16 protein-coding genes are annotated in these 20,482 nt (G+C 38.3%); 13 read left to right on the forward strand and 3 right to left on the reverse strand.

What is annotated here, in order from left to right; all coding sequences use genetic code 11:
- Positions 1-151 precede the first annotated feature (151 nt).
- From IGJ32_RS03940 to IGJ32_RS03960, 5 genes are all read left to right on the forward strand, one after another.
- Positions 152-3,100: an adhesive domain-containing protein gene (locus IGJ32_RS03940; RefSeq protein WP_430610815.1), complete on the forward strand. Its 2,949-nt coding sequence runs from the start codon at positions 152-154 to the stop codon at positions 3,098-3,100.
- A gap of 91 nt (positions 3,101-3,191) precedes the next feature.
- On the forward strand, positions 3,192-4,856 hold the full coding sequence (locus IGJ32_RS03945; protein WP_342081553.1) for a hypothetical protein: 1,665 nt from the start codon (positions 3,192-3,194) through the stop codon (positions 4,854-4,856).
- 22 nt (positions 4,857-4,878) lie between these two features.
- Complete coding sequence (locus tag IGJ32_RS03950; RefSeq protein ID WP_034698894.1) at positions 4,879-5,118, forward strand: hypothetical protein; 240 nt, start codon at positions 4,879-4,881, stop codon at positions 5,116-5,118.
- 31 nt (positions 5,119-5,149) lie between these two features.
- Complete coding sequence (locus IGJ32_RS03955) at positions 5,150-6,634, forward strand: Mur ligase family protein (protein WP_342081552.1); 1,485 nt, start codon at positions 5,150-5,152, stop codon at positions 6,632-6,634.
- Between the two features lie 346 nt (positions 6,635-6,980).
- Entirely contained in the window at positions 6,981-8,216 is a 1,236-nt protein-coding gene (locus IGJ32_RS03960) for an LCP family protein (protein WP_113820817.1), read from the forward strand.
- Between the two features lie 51 nt (positions 8,217-8,267).
- Here IGJ32_RS03960 and IGJ32_RS03965 read toward each other — a convergent pair whose 3' ends face one another.
- Positions 8,268-8,738, reverse strand: a complete 471-nt coding sequence (locus tag IGJ32_RS03965) for a TspO/MBR family protein (RefSeq protein WP_010719703.1) — start codon at positions 8,736-8,738, stop codon at positions 8,268-8,270.
- Positions 8,739-9,067: 329 nt separating this feature from the next.
- On the opposite strand from IGJ32_RS03965, the gene IGJ32_RS03970 reads away from it, so the two are divergent.
- The 3 genes from IGJ32_RS03970 (at position 9,068) to IGJ32_RS03980 (ending at position 12,587) form a co-directional block, all read left to right on the forward strand.
- The gene (locus IGJ32_RS03970; protein ID WP_373168994.1) at positions 9,068-10,621 is read left to right on the forward strand and encodes a carbohydrate-binding protein; all 1,554 of its coding nucleotides are present in this window, start codon (positions 9,068-9,070) and stop codon (positions 10,619-10,621) included.
- A gap of 77 nt (positions 10,622-10,698) precedes the next feature.
- Positions 10,699-11,277, forward strand: coding sequence for a lytic polysaccharide monooxygenase auxiliary activity family 9 protein (locus IGJ32_RS03975; protein ID WP_342081550.1), 579 nt, complete (start codon positions 10,699-10,701; stop codon positions 11,275-11,277).
- A gap of 629 nt (positions 11,278-11,906) precedes the next feature.
- Complete coding sequence (locus tag IGJ32_RS03980) at positions 11,907-12,587, forward strand: YcjF family protein (protein ID WP_342081676.1); 681 nt, start codon at positions 11,907-11,909, stop codon at positions 12,585-12,587.
- A gap of 163 nt (positions 12,588-12,750) precedes the next feature.
- On the opposite strand, the gene rlmD is transcribed toward IGJ32_RS03980, so the two are convergent.
- Positions 12,751-14,148: a 23S rRNA (uracil(1939)-C(5))-methyltransferase RlmD gene (gene rlmD / locus IGJ32_RS03985; RefSeq protein WP_342081549.1), complete on the reverse strand. Its 1,398-nt coding sequence runs from the start codon at positions 14,146-14,148 to the stop codon at positions 12,751-12,753.
- 107 nt (positions 14,149-14,255) lie between these two features.
- On the opposite strand from rlmD, the gene recX reads away from it, so the two are divergent.
- From recX to ntdP, 3 genes are all read left to right on the forward strand, one after another.
- Positions 14,256-15,053, forward strand: a complete 798-nt coding sequence (recX, locus tag IGJ32_RS03990) for a recombination regulator RecX (RefSeq protein WP_010738148.1) — start codon at positions 14,256-14,258, stop codon at positions 15,051-15,053.
- A complete protein-coding gene (gene mutY / locus IGJ32_RS03995) occupies positions 15,046-16,227 on the forward strand; it encodes an A/G-specific adenine glycosylase (protein WP_081128626.1) in 1,182 nt (393 codons plus the stop codon). The genes recX and mutY overlap by 8 nt, the downstream gene beginning before the upstream one ends.
- A gap of 93 nt (positions 16,228-16,320) precedes the next feature.
- A complete protein-coding gene (gene ntdP / locus IGJ32_RS04000) occupies positions 16,321-16,854 on the forward strand; it encodes a nucleoside tri-diphosphate phosphatase (RefSeq protein WP_010719696.1) in 534 nt (177 codons plus the stop codon).
- A gap of 127 nt (positions 16,855-16,981) precedes the next feature.
- Here ntdP and IGJ32_RS04005 read toward each other — a convergent pair whose 3' ends face one another.
- Entirely contained in the window at positions 16,982-17,416 is a 435-nt protein-coding gene (locus IGJ32_RS04005; RefSeq protein WP_010719695.1) for a GNAT family N-acetyltransferase, read from the reverse strand.
- 142 nt (positions 17,417-17,558) lie between these two features.
- On the opposite strand from IGJ32_RS04005, the gene IGJ32_RS04010 reads away from it, so the two are divergent.
- Positions 17,559-18,680, forward strand: coding sequence for an AI-2E family transporter (locus tag IGJ32_RS04010; protein WP_010719694.1), 1,122 nt, complete (start codon positions 17,559-17,561; stop codon positions 18,678-18,680).
- A 151-nt stretch (positions 18,681-18,831) separates the two neighbouring features.
- The gene (locus IGJ32_RS04015; protein WP_342081548.1) at positions 18,832-20,208 is read left to right on the forward strand and encodes a hemolysin family protein; all 1,377 of its coding nucleotides are present in this window, start codon (positions 18,832-18,834) and stop codon (positions 20,206-20,208) included.
- Positions 20,209-20,482 lie beyond the last annotated feature (274 nt).

Genomic DNA, 20,482 nt, shown 5'->3' on the forward strand with positions numbered 1-20,482 from the left:
TGTAACTTAAGTTAACTGAAGTTTTTTCAGAAAGATATCTTTTTGACAAAAAGAAAGGAGGCCAGTTCCTAGCGGAAATAATTGTTGTTAGTGATTGATTAAGTGGGGGATAAAGCATAAGTAAATAATGGAAGCATCTAAGGGGGAAAAAATGAAAAAGGATTATAAAAAAAGTATGGATCAAAAAGCTAGAGCTAAACGTCGATCCAAAAAATACTTATTAGTAGGAACGTCTATTGCTGCAGGGATGCTGTTGGGGACAGCACCTATTTCAATTGCTACACCGTTGTTTACTGTGGGTTCACAACAAGTATATGCTGACTTGATTAGTGGCCAGTTGTTCAATAATCTAACGACGTCTAATACCAGTGGAACAACAGCAAGTGCACCTTTTCCATTGGCTGGAACGACTCGTAATGTTGATTTTGTTATTTCAGCTAATAATGGGATTGATCTAAGTGTTCTAAATGGCTCGAGACGAGCAGTTTTAGCAATCCCAACTGAAATGCAAGGTTTAGTTAATCCAAATGGGACGGGTACTTTCCAAACAGATATTTTGTTACCAGGAGAAGAACTACAACCACTATTGTCGATTGTAGATGGGGCGGTAACTACCCTAGTGTCTGCTGTTGAAAACATTGTTAACCTTAACCCGTTGGCATCAGTCAATTTAGATGAAGTGTATGCTCAACTAGCATTATTAGAGAACCTTAGTACATTGACGTCAGCTGAAGTAGCATTGAATCTTCAAATGCAAGGGGACGAATATATCTATGGTGAATTAGATGGTTCATTAGAAACAGTTATTCGAGAAGGGCTGACTGAAATTTTAGATGGAATCAATGATGCTGTCCAAGCAATCCAAGCGACACCGAATGCAGGAAGCGGTGCTCTTGGTACGATAGCAGCAGGTACGATCAATACAGCGTTGTCCGCAACGATTAAACCAGCGTTTAATCTTACTTTTGCTACTGCAACAGGTTTAGTTGGTGTGGGGTCATCATTGATTGGAACATTAGCTGATGCGAGCGTATTAGGTGAAACGACGGTCACGATTCCGACATTGATTCAAGATCCTAATTATAGTGATTTAGCGGCAGCCGGAGTAGATATGTCTGTTCCTTATGAAGCTGGCTTCGTTGGAAATATTGTAAAAGCAGATGTTTTATCTATCGATATCGCCTCTAGCTCTGATGGCTATTCGCCAGTTTTTTATCAAGCTGCTGAAGTAACACCACCATATAATGTTGTAGTTACAGGGAACTCAACTGATGGTTATGAAGTAACTGGGATGGCAGATCCTAATGCAACAGTTCGTATTTATGATCAAGAGAATAATTTGATTGCAGAAGGACAGGCTGATGAAAATGGAAACTTTACGATTCCAATTGCAGCCACAGATGTGTCACCTTTAGAAGACATCCAATTAATCGCGTATGATGAAAATGACAATCCAAGTTTACCAGCTGCTGCTGTGATCCCAGACGATGAAGAAGCCGACGCCGATGCGGATGCTGATGCGGATGCTGATGCGGATGCTGATGCTGACGCGGATGCTGATGCTGATGCCGATGCGGATGCGGATGCTGATGCGGATGCCGATGCGGATGCTGACGCCGATGCGGATGCTGATGCGGATGCCGATGCCGACGCTGATGCGGATGCCGACGCTGATGCGGATGCGGATGCTGACGCTGATGCGGATGCCGATGCTGACGCCGACGCTGATGCTGATGCCGACGCCGACGCCGACGCTGATGCCGATGCTGACGCTGATGCGGATGCCGATGCCGATGCCGATGCCGATGCCGATGCTGACGCTGATGCAGATGCTGATGCGGATGCTGATGCCGATGCCGATGCAGATGCCGATGCTGACGCTGATGCTGATGCTGATGCTGACGCCGATGCCGATGCCGATGCTGATGCTGACGCTGATGCCGACGCTGACGCGGATGCCGATGCCGATGCTGACGCTGACGCGGATGCAGATGCAGATGCCGATGCCGATGCAGATGCCGACGCTGATGCTGACGCCGATGCGGATGCAGATGCCGATGCTGACGCTGATGCGGATGCCGACGCTGATGCTGACGCCGATGCGGATGCGGATGCCGACGCAGATGCGGATGCAGATGCTGACGCCGATGCCGACGCTGATGCAGATGCCGACGCTGATGCTGACGCCGATGCGGATGCGGATGCCGATGCCGATGCCGATGCTGATGCCGACGCCGATGCTGATGCCGACGCCGACGCCGATGCCGATGCAGATGCCGACGCCGATGCTGATGCCGACGCCGATGCCGACGCCGATGCCGATGCAGATGCCGACGCCGACGCCGATGCCGATGCCGATGCCGACGCTGATGCCGATGCTGATGCGGATGCAGATGCTGACGCGGATGCAGATGCTGACGCCGATGCGGATGCCGATGCTGATGCCGACGCCGACGCTGATGCCGACGCCGATGCCGATGCTGATGCCGACGCCGACGCCGATGCCGATGCAGATGCCGACGCTGATGCCGATGCTGATGCCGATGCTGATGCTGACGCGGATGCAGATGCTGACGCAGATGCGGATGCCGATGCTGATGCCGACGCCGATGCCGACGCTGATGCCGACGCCGATGCCGATGCTGACGCCGATGCCGATGCTGACGCTGACGCAGATGCTGATGCTGATGCCGATGCGGATGCTGATGCGGATGCCGATGCGGATGCGGATGCTGACGCTGATGCTGATGCTGATGCTGACGCCGATGCCGATGCTGATGCTGACGCCGATGCCGATGCCGATGCGGATGCCGGCATGGGAAGTGCAGGAAATGGTACAGATACGGATCAGAACGGCGACCCAGGAATGGTGCCGATCAACACTTCTGGTGGATCAGGTTCAAATCCACCACAATTACCTTTGCACTATGGTGGGACAAGTCATACAAAACCATTGAATTACCATGACGGCTCAACACTAAAAATGTATCCTAAAACCTCTGATACGGTAAGTTCATCTGTTTCTTGGCTAGGTGGCTTAGTATCGTTGATTTCGGGAATGGGTATTTGGAAAATGAAAAGAAATAAAAAGAATAACTAATAATTAACGGAGAGGTTATAACTATAGAAATAGATTTAAAAATCATAATGGATGTAGTTATAACCTCTTTATTCTTGATAGGGGTGAGTCTATGCCAGTTCAAACAGATAAAAATGATTTAGCAACCATCCAAGAAGTACTTGAAAAAGTAGTCATTCATACGGAGAAAAAATTATTAATCGTATCCGTAGGAGATTTTAGTAAGCGTGGTAAGACTTATGAATTTTACGGAAACAATCTAAAAACAATTTGGAATAATTTTCTAACAGCTTATCGAACCTATCATTTTGAGACAGAAACGTATCTGAGGTTGGATGTAGTGACGAAAGAAGAGCAAGTTGATTTTCAACAAGTCAAAGAACGGTTAAACAAAATAAAAAGGAATAATTACATCGATTTTAATTTGCGAATAGATGGAATCAGAAAAAGAAGTTTTTTAAAAGAAGAATTAGTAGCAAATGCAATCATTAAACCAAGTAAAGCACATATAGTTGGAAAAAATCATCCTGAGTTACACATTGATTCCCAAAATTACCGTGGCTATGTTAAGCGTAAATATGGACGTGAAGAAAGTGATTTGAGCTACTTAGAGCGTTCAAAGTGTTATTTTTTTGAAACAGCCTCCTTCTATTTTGAAAATGGTGAAGTATTCCCTTTGAAAGATTATGGCAATGGCAATCAAGTCAGAGAAGTGACTACAGAAAATCTTGATGATATTACGGAACTAGTGATTGAACAAGGAACGAATTATTTAACCAAACAGTTGACTCCTACTGGTAAATTCATTTATGGCTATTATCCTTGCTATGATCAGTTACTAAAAGGGTATAATTCGGTTCGCCATTTTTCATCTTTGTACGCATTAGCTGAATCGGCAGAATATTTATCCGACCAGGAATTGATGCAACGAGTCAAAGAAGGATTACTATGGGGATTGGAAAATCTTACTTCTGAAGTCAATGGTCAGCTGTTGATTAAAGATTACTTGAATAAAGAAGTAGAGTATAAGTTAGGAGCCCAGGCGACAGCAATCTTGGCTTTAGCAAAATATTCAGAAGTGACTAAAGAGACCATCTTTCATAGTTCCCTTAGTCGTTTAATCACGACTGTTTCAGAAAAATTTATCACTCCAGATGATCAGACGATCCATGTGTTGAATGCCGAATTAATGACAAAAGAGCGTTTTAGAATTATTTATTATGATGGTGAAATTCTGTTTTCCCTCTTAAGAGCACATGCGATTTTAAAACAAATTGAGATTTTTGAGATTTGTGAAGGATTGATGGAACAATTTGTCGCAAATAATTATCAAAAATACCATGACCACTGGTTAAGTTATGCAACGAATGAGATGCTTAAATATCAAGAAAAAGATACTTACTATGAATTTGGTATTAAGAATGCAATAGTCAACATCAACTTTATCGATCAACGAGATACAGCTTATCCAACCATGCTTGAGTTACTAGTAGCAGCCTCAAAAATGATCAGCAAATTAGAAAGAAGTCCTTTAAAAGATAAGCTTTTTCCGATAGAGAAAGAATTTTTTGAAACGAAAGCACGAATCAATACGGTAATGAAAAAAAGAGTGTTACATGAAATCACAACAGGAGTCATGTTTCCAGAGTTTGCACAGTTTTTCAAACAACCGCAAGTGATCAAATATGGTTTTTTTGCGCGTCATGATCGTTTCCGTATGAGAATAGATGATGCAGAGCATTTTCTATCTGGTTTGATCAATTACTTATGCCTTTAAAAAGAGAAGAGGAGTGAAGATAATGGTTGGTTATATTCGATTTGCTGCTTTAGCATTGATTGGTCTTTCCTATTTAGGGTTTCGGCTGAAAAAGAAAAAAGACCATCAATCAGAAACTTTAGAAAATGATTGGAGTCAGTATCAAAAAAATGAAGAGGGGTTGTATCCTTGGGAAGAAGACCAAGATGACTCTCCACAGAGAATTGAAAAAACAGCAACAAGGTATGTGAATCAAGCAAGACCAAGACGAGGAAAATGGTAGAGAGAATCTAGAACAAAGTAGGTGTAAAAGAATGTGGAAGATCCAAGAATTATTGGCTGATATCGATGGTGCGTATTTACAAAAGTACGACCATCTTGATCAAATAATTGACAACTTTGAGTACTTTTCTGGACATTTAAACAAAAGAACCAATTATAATACCACAGCATTTGTTTGTTTGACACCAGAAAGAAGAAGTTACATCAATCGAAAGACAGTGGCTTGGCGAGATGGGAACGAGCAAATCAAAGGAAGGGAAAATGAGTTTGGTTTAATCATTACTGAAATCCCCATTGATGACCCAGCTGTTAGAACGCCTCAATTTATTGTTAAAAATAGTTGGGAATTTTTACTACAAATTTCAGAGAAAATCCGAAGCAATTATGTACAACCAATTGTAGCAATCACTGGTTCGGCAGGAAAAACATCCACACGAATGATGATCTCACATTTATTCCAAAATGAAAAAGTGTTAGAAAATCGTGGGAACCACAATGTTCGTTTTGCGATTCCTCTATACCTAAGCAAGCTAGTAAGTGAGCCAGATATGTTGAACTTAGAAGTCTCTGTCAATGCGCTGAACTCTTATGACACTGGATCAATGTCTAATTTAGTGCAACCAGAGATTGCGATTGTAACCTCAATTGGAGAAGCACACCTTAGTTCATTAAAAGATACTATCGGAGTGGCACGACATAAGGCAAAAATTTTTGAAGGACTGAAGCAAGATGGCACTGCAATCATCAATACAGATATTGGTGAGGAAGAACTAGCGATTCTAATGACAGCAGCCAAAAAAAGAACAGCAGAGATTCTCACGTACTCTTTGTATGATCAAACAAAGGATGTCTTCTTAATTGAAACGAGACAAGAAAGAGAGTATTGTGAAATTTTATTTTCTTTTTTAGGACAAGAATTTTCGATGAACTTGTCAGTTGCTTCTGCAGGTATGATTTCTAATGCTTTTGCTGCTTTATTGACAGTCTGGAAAATAAAAGGCGACATTCGATCGTATCTGCCAGCATTTACTACATTTAAGCCATTGTCTAAGATTCTCGATAAAACGAATTATGCTTCCTTGAATGGAACGAATTTCACATTTATTGACGACACCCATAATGCTTCTTTGCCTGCGATGGAAAATGCTATCGATTATTTTGATGAAGTTCGAACCTTTTATCAAGGAAAAAGTATTTTGGTACTTGGACAGATTGCTGACTTAGGAAGTACTGCACAAGTGATCCATGAATCACTGAAAGATTCGATGGAACATTGTGGAGCAGATCATATCTTAGGTTATGGTGAGCATTTTAAAAAGATTTTTGAGGAAGAACAAATACAAGATCAACGATTCAAATGGTTCGCTACTTTACAAGAGTTAAGTGATTATCTAGAGGAATTACTAATCGAAGACAGTCTAATTTTAGCGAAGGGGTCTGTAACAGGGAGTGATTTTCATGATATAGATCGTTACATCCGTAAAATCGCTAATAAAAAACAGTTAAAAGCTGTATAAAATAGGTGGTATCAATTTGTAAAAAAGAGACAATGTCTGCTGAATGGCATCGTTTCTTTTTTTGCAAATAAAACGACAGATCCAAGATGACCATTGTAATTAAGAAAGAGAACGAGTAAGAGGCATTTCAGTGCTTAAAAATAAAAGCGTTTTGAAATACTTAGATTCAAGCTTTTCTCTGTAATGATGCTATGGTATGATAATTAAGAATTCAAAAAATTACATATTAATTAGTTTTTTATTCACGACTATTTTTTTAAAGTTTTATTATGATTAAATAGGTAGTTTGCTGATTTATTAGTTGTATGAGAAAATATTTTAAGAAAATGTGAGATAGAGGTGCATTATGAAGCGGTGGCAAAAAGTCGTAATAGCTTTACTGGGAATTCTCGTTGTTTTTATTGGCGGAGTCTCAGCTTATGGAATTAAACTCATGGGTGAAGCAAACCAAACAGTCAATCAAATATCCAAGGGATCGAATCGTCAGTCAACAAAGCGTAAAGATAAAGTGAGTATTGACGACAAAGAACCTTTTTCTGTCCTGTTGTTAGGACTGGATACTGGCGGATTAGGTAGAACCGAACAAGGAAGATCGGATACAATGATGGTGGTAACGGTGAATCCCCAACAAAAAAAATCAACGATCGTCAGCTTAGACCGTGATATCTATACCAATATCGTTGGTCATGGTACTGTTGATAAGTTGAATCACGCCTATGCTTTTGGAGGCGTTGAAATGGCCATGGACTCAATCGAACAGTTACTCGATATCCCCATTGACCATTATGTAACCATTAATTTAGATGGAATGGAAGATTTGATCAATGCTGTCGGAGGTGTGGAAGTCAATAATAAAATTGATTTTACATTAGATGGTGTTCATGTTCCTGTAGGTAAACAAGTATTAGATGGTAAGAAAGGCCTTGCTTATTCACGGATGCGTCACGAAGATCCTAAGGGGGATATCGGACGTCAAGCACGACAGCGTGAAGTCGTTACCAAAATTGTTAATAAAGTATTGAGTTTAGATGGTGTCAGCAATTATCGGAAAATTTTAAAAGCGGTCGAAAAAAATGTCACAACTGACCTAGATTGGGATGATATGCTAGATGTAGCAACTAATTACACACCAGCATTTGAAACGATCAAACAAGATCAATTGCAAGGTAAAGATGCAACCATTGATAGTATTTACTATCAAATTTTAGGTGAAAATGATTTATTAAGTATCCAAAACGAATTGAAAAAACAATTAAACATCAAACCAAGTAAGACATTACCTAATTTAAAAAATGACAATGCTTCTATCATGTTCTACAATGACTCGCAATCCGCTGAAGATTCGAACGAGACTGCGACAAGTGAGAATAATTCAACTTATTCAGGAAATTCGCAAACAACAAATCAGTACAACGAGTATAATCAAGAATACAATCAAAGCGCCGATCAAAATTATGATCAGTACGGCAATCAGAACTACAACCAGAACTACAACCAAAACTACAACCAAAACCAAAACAATGAACAAACTTACCAACAAGAAAACAATGAACAAGGATATAATTATGGAAATGGGTATTAAGTAAAAAAAGCATTCGCAACAGTCATAACCGACTGTGCGGATGCTTTTTTACTAGTTTAAAAATAAAATAGAATAGTTGAGAAGCGTAGCAAATAATACCCAGAGATAATATGGTACCAGTAACCACATCACTAAGCGATAGTGGTTCCATAGTTGATAAAGCAGTATGGAAAGAAGGATCACTAATAAAGTAATATCTAGTGCAGCAATCAAGGTGTTTTGCAAGTTGAAAAACAAAGCAGACCAGATAAAATTACATACAAATTGAATAACAAATAATGTAATTAATTTTTGTTTGACCCTTTTGTTTTTCATTACCAATAGTAAATATAACGAAATTCCCATTAAAATATATAGCACTGTCCACATAGGACCAAAGATCCAACTAGGTGGTGCAAAAGGAGGTAGCTCAAGTGAATAATAATAACTACCTGGATTACCACTTAGTATCCCCGATAAGAAACCTAAAATCACTATGCCAACAGTACAAACCCAAAAACGATAATCTTTCAGTATAGCCATATTGTTTTAACTCCTTTCTATAATTCTAGTTTACCATGAACGTTTTAAACATACTTGAATTTGATTTGGAAGGTTATACTTTTGGTTTAGTTATTTTAAATCAGTTATTATATTAGAATATTAACCCCTATCTCTTATTGGATAATGAAAATCATTGCCATTGTAATGTTGTAACTCCGAACATTATTAAAGAAAATAGTCAATTAGATTAAATAACGTTAATTGTCAAATTTATTGTTATTTTTGATGTTATTTATCTGATAAGATAATATATGTAATCGATTACAAAATAGATGATAATAGCACTGATCACGAGAGGAGAAGAAGATATGGGAAATAAAAGAATCAAAAAAATGTTAGCGGGAGCAGCTCTTTGTAGTCTGATGATTGCGCCATTATTATTGAATATGGAAGAGGCATTTGCGACAGAACAAAGTACGAACAAGCAAGCTGGTTTTGGCGTTGGTCAAGGGATCAAATGGGCGGATCAAGTAGTAGCACCATTTGTCGATATGACGGCATATGTTTCAGGCAGCAATCTATCAAATAACGGAGCGCTTAATTTAGCTGCAGTGGCAAAAAGCACTGGACAAAAATTCTTCAATTTAGGATTCATGCAATCAAGAGGTATTAAAAATGGTAAGATCGACTGGGCCTGGGGTGGATTTGGAGGCTTAAGCGAAAGTGATAGCGATCAATGGCAATATGAAGGAATCAAAAAATCCATTCGTGAATTAAGAGAAGTTGGTGGTGATGTTGCTGTATCATTTGGTGGCCTAAATTCTGGCGCATTTTGGGAAACAACACAAGATTCAACCATTTTAGCAAATGCTTATAAAGAAATTATTGATGGTTATGGATTAACTCGTGTTGATTTCGACGTAGAAGCTGGGGTAATGAATTATGCGCATAATTTAGCTAATGCTAAAGCGATTAAAAAAGTCCAAGATGAAACAGGTGTTAGTGTGACCCTTACATTACCAGTGATGGACTTTGGATTGGTATCTACAGGTTTATCTGTCTTGCAAGCCTATCTTGAGGCAGGTGTTGATCTAACTACCGTTAATATCATGACGATGTGTTACGGTAGCGTTGTTCCCGATTATGCGCAAGGTTCACTAGATGCAGTGGACAATACGAAAAAACAATTACAAGATTACTACAAACGTTATGCGAACAAAACGTTAACTGATGCTCAAGCTTATGCTAAATTAGGAACAACCCCTTCCGTTGGATTTGAAGGAGACACACATCCATACTTTACAACTGATATGTTCAATAAAATCGTCCAACATGCAAAATCAAGAAAACTCGGGATGGTTTCTTATTGGTCAATGAACCGTGATGCCATGGTCGATGGTGGTCAAGGTCAAGTCAAAAATCAATATGAGTTCTTAACTGTTGCCCAACAATTCACTGATGGAACGACTGGTGGAGAAAATGACCCAGTAGAAACGCTAACTAAACCATCAATTCCGGTAAATTTAACTAGTAGTAATGTTACGCAAAATTCAGTGACTTTAAACTGGACTAATAATGCTTCACAAGAAAAAGTCACTCATTATGAAGTTTATCGAAACAATATTCGCATCGCAACAAGTGCAACGAATACATTTAAAGATCAAAATTTACAAGCAAATACAACCTACATCTATAAAGTTAAAGCAGTTAACGCTGCAGGAACCTCTGACTTTAGCCAAGCAATCTCAGTGAAAACCACAAGTGAAAGTACGCAAGGTGATACTTGGGTTATCGGAAAATCATATAAAATAGGCGATATCGTTACCTATAAGGGACATCGTTATCGTTGTATTCAACCACATCCAGCTACTGAGGGATGGGAACCAGATATTACAGAAGCATTATGGGTAAGAATCTATTAAAAGTTATAAAAGCATAATGTTTGATTCTTTTCTTAAAAGCGCTTACAATGAACCTATCAATGAATGGGAGGTTCATCATGAAAAAGGTTAATAGCTTAATGTTTGTTGGCGTTGTTATGTTAGGTTTGTTTGGATTCGGTGCATCTGGCTATGCTCATGGCTATATTACCTCACCTGGAAGTCGTGCTTATTTCGGAACCGCAGCAGCTGGTAATTTGAACCAAAATGTTGGACGAGCAGAGTGGGAGCCACAAAGTATTGAAGCACCAAAAAATACCTTTATCGATGGGAAAATAGCAAGTGCTGGGGTTACTGGATTTGAGCCACTAGATGAGCAAACAGCAACTAGATGGCATAAAAATATCATCAATACTGGTAACTTGAATATTACTTGGTTTTTAACTGCGCAGCATAGTACAAGTACTTGGGATTACTATATCACTAAAACTGGTTGGAATCCTAATGCACCATTGAAAATCAGTGATTTTGAATTGATATCAAAAATTGATGACAAAGGTGCAAGACCGCCACAAACTGTCAAACAAACAATCAATATTCCAAAAGATCGCAAAGGCTATCACGTGATCTTGGCTGTATGGAATATTAGTGATACAACCAATGCTTTTTATCAAGTAATTGATGCGAATATTCAATAATAAAGCATAAGAATCTTTTGGGTTCAATTTCAGCGAATCTGTGCTAGAAATACCAATTATTCAAAGACAAGTGTAGGAGACTGAGGCAAAACTTGCTTCAGTCTCTTTATTTCTCAAAATGTGTAAATGGTGTTCAATCATCAGATCCTCGAAATAAGCCTGAATTTTTCAAAACGTGAGAAGCTGTTTCAAAAAATTCTTTCTTATTGTCATCAGAGCTACCCGATGTTTTCACGACCTCTGATTCACGGTGTTCAAGAAGCAACTCCTCAACAATAAGCGATGATTTTCTAAAATATGAGGAGCTATTTTAAAAAATCCTCTCTTATTTGCTCGGAGCTGATCGCTTCTTTCACGACCTCTGATTCACGGCGTTCAAAGAGCTGACCTTCGGCGATAAGTCAAAAAATCTCAAAACATGGGGGGCTGTTTCGAGATTTTCATCTTTAAATTTGAGAAGCAGTTTTCGGAAATTCGTTCTAAATTATTGATGCTAAACATTGTTGTTTCAACCTTCTTTTGTTCATGAGTGAATGATTTTGGTTAAGGAAAGGTTTAATGTATGATAGAGCTACAACAATGCTTCATTAAATGGAGTATTGGTAGTTTTTAGTAGGGGGAAAAGTATGATGAGATTTTTTAAGAAGAATACGCAAGATACAAGCGATGAAACTAATCATGTTGCACCACTTGCTAAAGAAACACTTGACCAGCAAGAGTTCGACTCTTTCTTTGCTGAAGTGTTAAAAAAAATGCCACAAAAATCAGCTAGAGTGATCCTTAATGCTTATGACCAATCGAAAATCGTAGCAGAAAAAATCCTTGCAAAAAATCAAGCAAAATTTGATCATGTATTTAAAGATTTTTTAAAAGGAGTCGATGAAACGACACGCAAAAAAAGTCATAGGATCATTCACGCGGCTTCGTTAACAGCTGCAATCATCGGTTGCTCTCCGATCCCTTTTTCAGATGCGTTTTTATTAGTTCCAGTTCAATTGACTATGGTGGCTCGGCTACATAAACTTTTTGGACAACCTTGGTCAGAAAGTTTAGGGAAAAGTGTTTCTAAAGAACTTGTAGTAGTCAGTTTAGGAAGAAGTACTGTCGGAAATATTGTCAAATTTGTACCAGCAGTTGGAACTGTTACAGGGGCAGCGATCAATGCCACTGTTGCAAGTGCCATCACCGAATCACTAGGGTGGACCACCGTAAAGATGCTGAATGATGGGGAAGATATATTTGAACAAGTCATGTCATTCAAAGGACAATCCCAGACATTGTTTCGTGCATTAAAAAGTATCAAAAAGTAAATATTTAGTGGATAAATTGAATTAGTAAGAGTTAAAAAAGTGGACAATCATGAACTATTGCATAACAAAAACATCCAAAACACAGAGCTGTGTTTTGGATGTTTTTTATTTACTTAGGTTGGGTTAAGTCAGACGAGCAGAAAAAGTACCGAAAAAAGTTCAGCTAGTTTTTGCTGGTAACACTTGATCTTCTAGTCAATTTTACAACGACTTCACATCGAGCCGTTTGGGGAAACATATCCACTGACTGCAAATATTCCACTTTGAATTTCTTACTTAATTGTCCCAGATCTCGTGCTAAGGTTGAGACGTTGCAGGAAATATACACTAATTTCGTTGGCGGATAGTTGAGGATCGATTGAATCAACTGGGGATCAAGCCCTGTACGAGGGGGATCGACAATGATCCCATCTGGTTCAAATCCTTCTTCAAGCCATTTTGGTAATAATTCTTCAGCAGTTCCAACTTCATAATGGGTATTAGTATACCCTAAACGTTGAGCGTTTTTACGTGCATCATCAATAGCCTGAGGAATTACATCCATTCCACGGATTTCTTTCGCTTGTTTTGCTACACTTAAACCAATCGTTCCCACACCACAGTAAGCATCTACGATCGTTTCATTTGGTTGGATCGCGAGTGCTTTGATTCCTTCATTATAAAGGACTTCTGTTTGTTGCGGATTCAGCTGGAAAAAAGCTCGTGGTGAGAGATCAAAAGTAACTTCATTGAGATGTTCTTCAATAGCATCTTTTCCCCAAAGGTGGATTGTTTCATCGCCCATTACGAGAGAAGTTTTAGCAGGTTGAACATTTTGCATGATTGAAACAACCTCTGGCAATTGTTGGTTAATGTCACGGATGATTGCATTTTTTTGTGGAAATTTTTGACTGCGAGTAATAAATACAACTTGTAATTCACCCGTTTTTATTCCAACACGTACCATGATTGTCCGAAAAATGCCACTGTTGCTCCGTTCATCATAGATAGGAAGGTCATACTTATTCAATAACTCGACGACCGTATTCATCACTTTCTGTGTCTGTGGTTCTTGAACTAAGCAATCGATTAATGGCACAAGTTCATGGGAATTTGCTTGATATAGCCCAGCTTCGATTTGTTGTGTTTTCTTATTTTTTCTTAATTGGAATTGTGCTTTGTTTCGGTAATGCCATGGTTCTTCCATGCCAATCGTTGGACGTAATTCGTAAGAACGAAAGCCAGCCGGTTTGAATTTTTCTAGCGCTTGCATAAGCAAATCTTTTTTGAAATCAAGTTGTGCCTGATATGCTAAATGTTGAAGCTGACAGCCACCACATTCATAATACACTGGACAAGGCGCAACCACTCGATCCTTGCTTTGCTTTTTGACTTTGAGTAACTGAGCTTCCGCATAGTGAGGTGTTGCTTTCGTGATCTTGACAAGGACTTCTTCTTTGGGCAGTGCATAAGGGACAAAGATGATCAAACGTTTGAAATAACCGATCCCTTCACCGTTGATACCCAGTCGTTTGATTTTTAAAGGGATGGTTTGGCCGTTTTTGACAATGGTTTCTGTCATAAGTATCTTCCTTTTTTCTAATAGTGTGGTTTTATTCTAACATATTATTAATAGCGATGGGGATTTTCTATGTTATGATAAGAATATACGTTCGAGGAGGTAACTCAATGATAACAGTTACTAGGATCAGTAAAGGCAAAGGTCCATTTTATCAAGTCGAATTATCTGAAGGGGATTCTTTGAAGGTTTCAGAAGATATCTTGGTGCGTTACCGCTTGTTAAAGGGACAAGAATTAACAGAAGAAACAATTGAGGAAATCAAGAAAAGTAGTGGGTTTGACTTTGGTCTCCAACAAGCGCTCAATTATCTAAGTTATCAATTGCGTTCGGAAAAAGAAATTAGAACTTATTTGAAAGAAAAAGAGATTGAACTAGCTGACCGTAATAAGATCGTGGATCGTTTAAAGGAATTAGATTTGATCAATGACCTCGTCTATGGTGAAAGCTACGTGCGGACAAATGTACGACTAAGTGACAAAGGACCAAAAAAAATAGCTCAGCAATTACAACAAAAAGGTTTGAAACCGGAAATCATAGAGCAAGCGCTGTTGCAATATCCAGAAGAAGAACAAATAGCGATAGCATCGCAAACGGCAGAAAAATTATTCAATAAAAATCATGGGAAAAGTCATAAAGAACTTTTTAGAAAAATTCAACAAAACTTGATGACAAAGGGATTCACCCAAGAGGCGATCCAACAAGCCATCGCCCATTTACCACAAGAAACGGATGAAGACGCTGAATATGAAGCATTAGTTTCACAAGGGGACAAGTTATGGCGTAAAAATGAGAGATTTGAACCGAAAAAACGTAATTTAAAAATCAAACAAAGCTTATATCAAAAAGGATTTGATTTAGAAATGATCCAACGATTTATCGTAGAAAAGGAAGAAGCAAGTGAATAAAGAATGGGAAAAATGGACGGAAGAGGAAATCGCACAGTTTCAAACGCAATTTGTTGGCTGGTACGAAAAAGAAAAACGCAATCTACCTTGGCGCTATGATCGTGATCCTTATCGTATCTGGATTTCTGAAATCATGCTTCAACAAACCCGTGTAGATACGGTAATTGCTTATTTTTATCGCTTTATGGAATGGTTTCCGACGATTGAAGCGTTAGCTGCGGCACCAGAAGAAAAACTTTTAAAGGCTTGGGAAGGATTGGGGTATTATTCTCGCGTTCGAAATATCCAAGCTGCTGCCCAACAGATCATGACAGAATTTGATGGACGTATGCCGCAAACACCAGAAGAAATCAGTTCATTGAAAGGGATTGGTCCTTATACTACAGGCGCTATTTCAAGTATTGCTTTTGGCTTGCCAGAACCAGCAATCGATGGGAATGTCATGAGAGTCGTGAGTCGCTTATTTTGTATTGAAGCTGACATCGCCAAAGCTTCTAGTCGGAAAATTTTTGATGAGGCGATGCGTAGGATCATTGATGAGAAGCATCCTGGTGAGTTTAACCAAGCAATGATGGACCTAGGATCGGCCATTTGTACACCTACTTCACCTAATTGTGAATCATGTCCGATCCAATCATTTTGCTTAGCTTACAAAAAAAATGAGCAAACCTCGTTTCCAGTAAAAACAAAGAAAGCCAAACCAAAAGATGTCTATTATGTGTGTGCAGCGATTCAAAATGAGGCGGGAGCCTATTATTTTGAGGAACGACATACGCAAAGGTTATTAGCAAACATGTGGACGTTCCCGATGGTCGAAGTCACAAAAGAGAAATACGAATGGTTGCAGGCTGAATGGGCTCAATCTCATGAACCAAGCTTATTCGATCAAGACAAAGTTGCAGAAGAAGAAACGGAGCTACCCTTTCATTTTAAAGAACAATTGATTTGGCAAAAGCGGCATTTGGGAGAGGTAACGCATATCTTTAGCCATTTGAAATGGCACGTATTACTATTTTACGGTCGAATACCTTCTCAATCAAATGACAAATTTCCTAAAACTGAAATAACACAATGGTTATTACCAGAAGACTTCGATAACGTGGCTTTTCCAAAAGTACAGGTAAAATTAAACGAACAATTAGAGAAAAATCGAAACAATAGTAATCCTTTCTAGGCAAAGCTCTTTTTTATTGATATAATAATTACGATGTCGGTGTAATGAACACCCAAACACAAAGCATGAGATGCTGCGTAAGGAAGGGTTGCTATGGGAGTCCCAAAAGAAGGTGAGTTTGTAACGATCCAAAGTTACAAACATGACGGCAAATTGCATCGAACGTGGCGTGATACCATGGTATTAAAAACAAGTGAGCATTCGATGATCGGTGTCAATGATCATACTCTAGTTACAGAGTCTGATGGACGTCGTTGGGTGACTCGAGAACCAGCAATTGTGTATTTTCACAAAAAGTACTGGTTCAATGTAATAGCAATGATTCGAGAAAAGGGGGTTTCCTATTATTGTAATCTAGCTTCACCTTTTTTGCTGGACGATGAGGCATTGAAGTATATTGATTATGATTTAGATATCAAAGTTTTTCCTGATGGAGAGAAACGATTACTAGATGTCGATGAATATGAGATGCATAGCCAAATGATGAATTATCCGAATGATATCGACTTCATCCTAAAAGAAAACGTGAAGATCTTGGTTGACTGGATCAATAATGGTGAGGGCCCTTTCTCCGAAGGCTATATTGATATTTGGTATAACCGTTACAAGCAATTGTCGCGCAAGTAAACAAAAAAAGCAGTAAGCGCAAAAGTTTTGCGCTTACTGCTTTTTTGCTATGGGTTCTTCAACATAGACACTGATGATGGAAGAAAAAGGACAAGGGATGATCCTTGCTTTGATAGCCTGTCAATAATTAAAAGACTTTTTTCATTGCGATATGAGCAATACCAGCATCTTCAAATGGTTCTCCATAAGCAGTGAATCCTAATTTTTTATAGAAATTCTCAGCTGTTGCTTGGGCGCCTAGCAAAATCGTATTGTATCCTTGACTTTTGGCGAAAGCTTCAGCTTCAGCTACTAAAATTTGACCTAATCCTTGATGACGATAATCTGCAAGAATCGCCATTCGTTGTAACTTCATTTTTCCATTTTCTAATGGTAATAGCCGAACGGTCCCACAAGGTAGATTTTGGTCTGAATAAAGAACAAAGTGGATGCAATGTGCTTCATTTTGATCAATTTCTCTAGTTATAGGAACGCCTTGTTCTTTGACAAAAACTTGGTTTCTAATACGAACGGCATCAAGGTAAATATCACTTAATGTATCTTTTGTTTGAACGACTTTCATCCGAAACCCACCTTTCATTCGTTTAGTATACTGTAAAGAAAATAAAATGAAAAGTGGATAAAAAAACAAATAGCAGTAAGAATAAAAGAAATTTTCACACAAATAATATATACTAGTAAAAAAGACGAAAGGAGGAAGTATATTGTTTGAAAAATTGAAACAATCAAAATTGATGTTTTGGTCTTGCGAATTACTCATTATCGCCACGTTGATCTTGGTTTCTTCAAAAATCAATTTTATCTTTCAACCAATTGGAACGTTTTTCTCAACATTATTCGCACCAGTCTTGATTGCTGGATTTTTGTATTATTTGTTGAATCCTATTGTCAAACTATTGATGAAGATCAAAATCAAACGCATTTGGGCGGTAGCAATCGTATTACTTTTGCTTGTCGCAGCGATCATCTGGATTTTGCTCAGCGTGATTCCTAGCTTGATCCAACAAATTTCATCCATCGCATCGAATATTCCTGACTTTATTAGTCGTGTAGAGACTTGGTTAAATAATATGGCCCAACTACCGATCTTCAAAGAGGTAGATATCAATCATTATTTGAATCAATTAGATATTTCTTATGCTAAGATTATCCAACAGTTCCTCAGCGGGATTTCAAACAGCTTAGGATCGCTTGTCGGTACGATCGCTTCTGCTACAATCGTGATCATCACAGCTCCATTTATTTTGTTTTATATGTTGAAAGATGGAGAAAAAATGGTTCCGACAGTCAAGAAATTCTTTCCTGAAAAGAGAAGAGATCAAATTGTTGAATTACTTGGTCAATTGAACAAAACATTAGCTAACTACATTAGTGGTCAAGCGATTGAATGTCTTTTTGTCGGAACATTTACTTTTTTGGGGTATCTGATTCTAGGGGTCAATTATGCCTTTTTATTTGGCGTCATCGCTGGTTTGACTAATTTGATTCCTTACCTAGGTCCTTACCTAGGCTTAGCTCCAGCATTTTTAGTGACAGTATTCAATGATCCTGTTAAAGCACTGCTTTGTTGTGTCGTTGTCTTGATCGTTCAACAATTGGATGGAAATGTGATTTATCCAAATGTCATCGGAAAATCATTAAAAATCCATCCGCTAACGATCATCATTGTGTTATTAGTAGCAGGAAACATTGCTGGTTTGATCGGGATTTTCTTAGGTGTACCGTTTTATGCCATTTGTAAGACGATTATTTCTTATGTCATCAAAATTGTTAAAGAAGACCAGCAAAATGAAAAAAAGAAAAAAATTGCAACGACATTGGAATAACGTATCAGCAATTCCGACTAATTGCTTCATAGTTGTTTTTATTGCAAAGAAAAATTCTTTGTGATAACATTTTAGCGTGGCTATCTTTATAGTCACGCTTTTTTTCTATCGTAAACAAAAAAATTAAAAAATATAAGGAGAGAATGCGATTATGAATGCTGACCCTGAGAGTCAGTCGCTGTTAGCGCAAATTTTATTACTGATCATTTTAACTTTGATCAATGCTTTTTTAGCTGCTTCCGAGATTGCTGTTGTTTCGATCAACAAAAATCGAGTCGAGCAAAAAGCGGAAGAAGGAGATGTTAAATCTCAAAAGCTTTTAAAAATATTGCAGAACCCAAATAACTTTCTGTCAACGATCCAGGTAGGAATCACGTTAGTCAATATCCTATCCGGTGCTTCGTTAGCCAATACATTATCAGAAAAATTAGCACCATTATTAGGTGGTAGTGTAGCAGCAAGAAATATTGCCAATATTATTGTTTTAGCTATTTTGACCTACGTATCGATTGTTTTTGGTGAATTGTATCCTAAACGAATCGCCTTGAACAAATCAGAAGAAGTAGCCAACTTTACTTCAGGAATCATCCGTCTGATCGGTGTGGTTGCCAAACCTTTCGTCTGGTTATTATCTGCATCGACTAGTTTATTAGCTCGTGTCACACCAATGACTTTTGACGATGAAGATTCAAAAATGACGAGAGATGAAATGCGGTATATGTTGGAAACTGAAGGTGTACTTGATAATGAAGAGTTAGAAATGCTGCAAGGTGTTTTTTCTTTAGATACCAAAGTAGCTAGGGAAGTAATGGTTCCTCGAACAGATGCTTTTATGATCGATATCAATGACTCCGTTGAAGAGAATGTCAATGAAGTTTTATCAGAAAATTATTCAAGGATTCCGGTCTATAATGAAGACAAAGACAAAGTTGTTGGGATTCTTCATACGAAAAACTTATTGAAAGCTGCTCATAAATTTGGCTTTGAACATTTAAATATTCAAAAAATCATGCAAGAACCTTTATTTGTACCAGAGACAATATTCATTGATGATCTCTTGTACGAAATGAAAAAAACTCAAAACCAGATGGCTATTTTACTGGATGAATATGGTGGAGTCGTTGGTTTAGCGACTTTAGAAGATTTACTAGAAGAAATCGTCGGTGAAATTGATGATGAATCAGATGAAGTCGAAAAATTATATGAAAAGGTTACTGAACATGAATACGTGATCCAAGGACGAATGTTGATCGATGAGTTCAACGAAGTATTTGACAGTAACTTACACATGAGCGATGTTGACACGATGGCAGGCTATTTAATCACTGCTTTGGGCATGATCCCTGATGAGGGAGAAAAATTATCGTTTGATGTAGACAACATTACCTTGACTTCTGAAGAAATGGAAGGTTCTAGAATTTTAAAAATTCGCGTGGTGTTCCATGATCCTAAAGAAGAAATTGTGGAACCAGATGAGGAACGTCGTTTATTTTATAAAGATTTTGATGAAAATGAGCCGAGAAGATAAGATATGTTTCATCCTTGCACAGAAGAGATTTTGTGCAAGGATGTTTTTTTCTTTTTTTCAAAGTTGATACGTAAATCAGTGTGGTTCCCTAAGTTGAGGGGTAGTCAGAAGCAAGAGAGGCAGAGCTTTACCCTTTTGTAAAGATTACTAAAACATACAATAAGATTCTATGCTCCCAGTTAACTTATACATAATATAACCAGTATATTTAAATGTTTTGTTGGTTGACAATAAATTTTTGCTAGAGTATTATGAAAACGCAAACACAAGTTTC

The organism is Enterococcus sp. DIV1639a (genome assembly GCF_050530445.1).
Classification (GTDB): Bacteria; Bacillota; Bacilli; order Lactobacillales; family Enterococcaceae; genus Enterococcus_B; species Enterococcus_B hirae.

Excerpts from the sequence above, each read along its gene's own strand:
- IGJ32_RS03940 (WP_430610815.1), top strand. The coding sequence starts at position 152 with ATGAAAAAGGATTATAAAAAAAGTATGGATCAAAAAGCTAGAGCTAAA.
- IGJ32_RS03945 (WP_342081553.1), top strand. The coding sequence starts at position 3,192 with ATGCCAGTTCAAACAGATAAAAATGATTTAGCAACCATCCAAGAAGTA.
- IGJ32_RS03950 (WP_034698894.1), top strand. The coding sequence starts at position 4,879 with ATGGTTGGTTATATTCGATTTGCTGCTTTAGCATTGATTGGTCTTTCC.
- IGJ32_RS03955 (WP_342081552.1), top strand. The coding sequence starts at position 5,150 with ATGTGGAAGATCCAAGAATTATTGGCTGATATCGATGGTGCGTATTTA.
- IGJ32_RS03960 (WP_113820817.1), top strand. The coding sequence starts at position 6,981 with ATGAAGCGGTGGCAAAAAGTCGTAATAGCTTTACTGGGAATTCTCGTT.
- IGJ32_RS03965 (WP_010719703.1), bottom strand. The coding sequence starts at position 8,738 with ATGGCTATACTGAAAGATTATCGTTTTTGGGTTTGTACTGTTGGCATA.
- IGJ32_RS03970 (WP_373168994.1), top strand. The coding sequence starts at position 9,068 with ATGGGAAATAAAAGAATCAAAAAAATGTTAGCGGGAGCAGCTCTTTGT.
- IGJ32_RS03975 (WP_342081550.1), top strand. The coding sequence starts at position 10,699 with ATGAAAAAGGTTAATAGCTTAATGTTTGTTGGCGTTGTTATGTTAGGT.
- IGJ32_RS03980 (WP_342081676.1), top strand. The coding sequence starts at position 11,907 with ATGAGATTTTTTAAGAAGAATACGCAAGATACAAGCGATGAAACTAAT.
- rlmD (WP_342081549.1), bottom strand. The coding sequence starts at position 14,148 with ATGACAGAAACCATTGTCAAAAACGGCCAAACCATCCCTTTAAAAATC.
- recX (WP_010738148.1), top strand. The coding sequence starts at position 14,256 with ATGATAACAGTTACTAGGATCAGTAAAGGCAAAGGTCCATTTTATCAA.
- ntdP (WP_010719696.1), top strand. The coding sequence starts at position 16,321 with ATGGGAGTCCCAAAAGAAGGTGAGTTTGTAACGATCCAAAGTTACAAA.
- IGJ32_RS04005 (WP_010719695.1), bottom strand. The coding sequence starts at position 17,416 with ATGAAAGTCGTTCAAACAAAAGATACATTAAGTGATATTTACCTTGAT.
- IGJ32_RS04015 (WP_342081548.1), top strand. The coding sequence starts at position 18,832 with ATGAATGCTGACCCTGAGAGTCAGTCGCTGTTAGCGCAAATTTTATTA.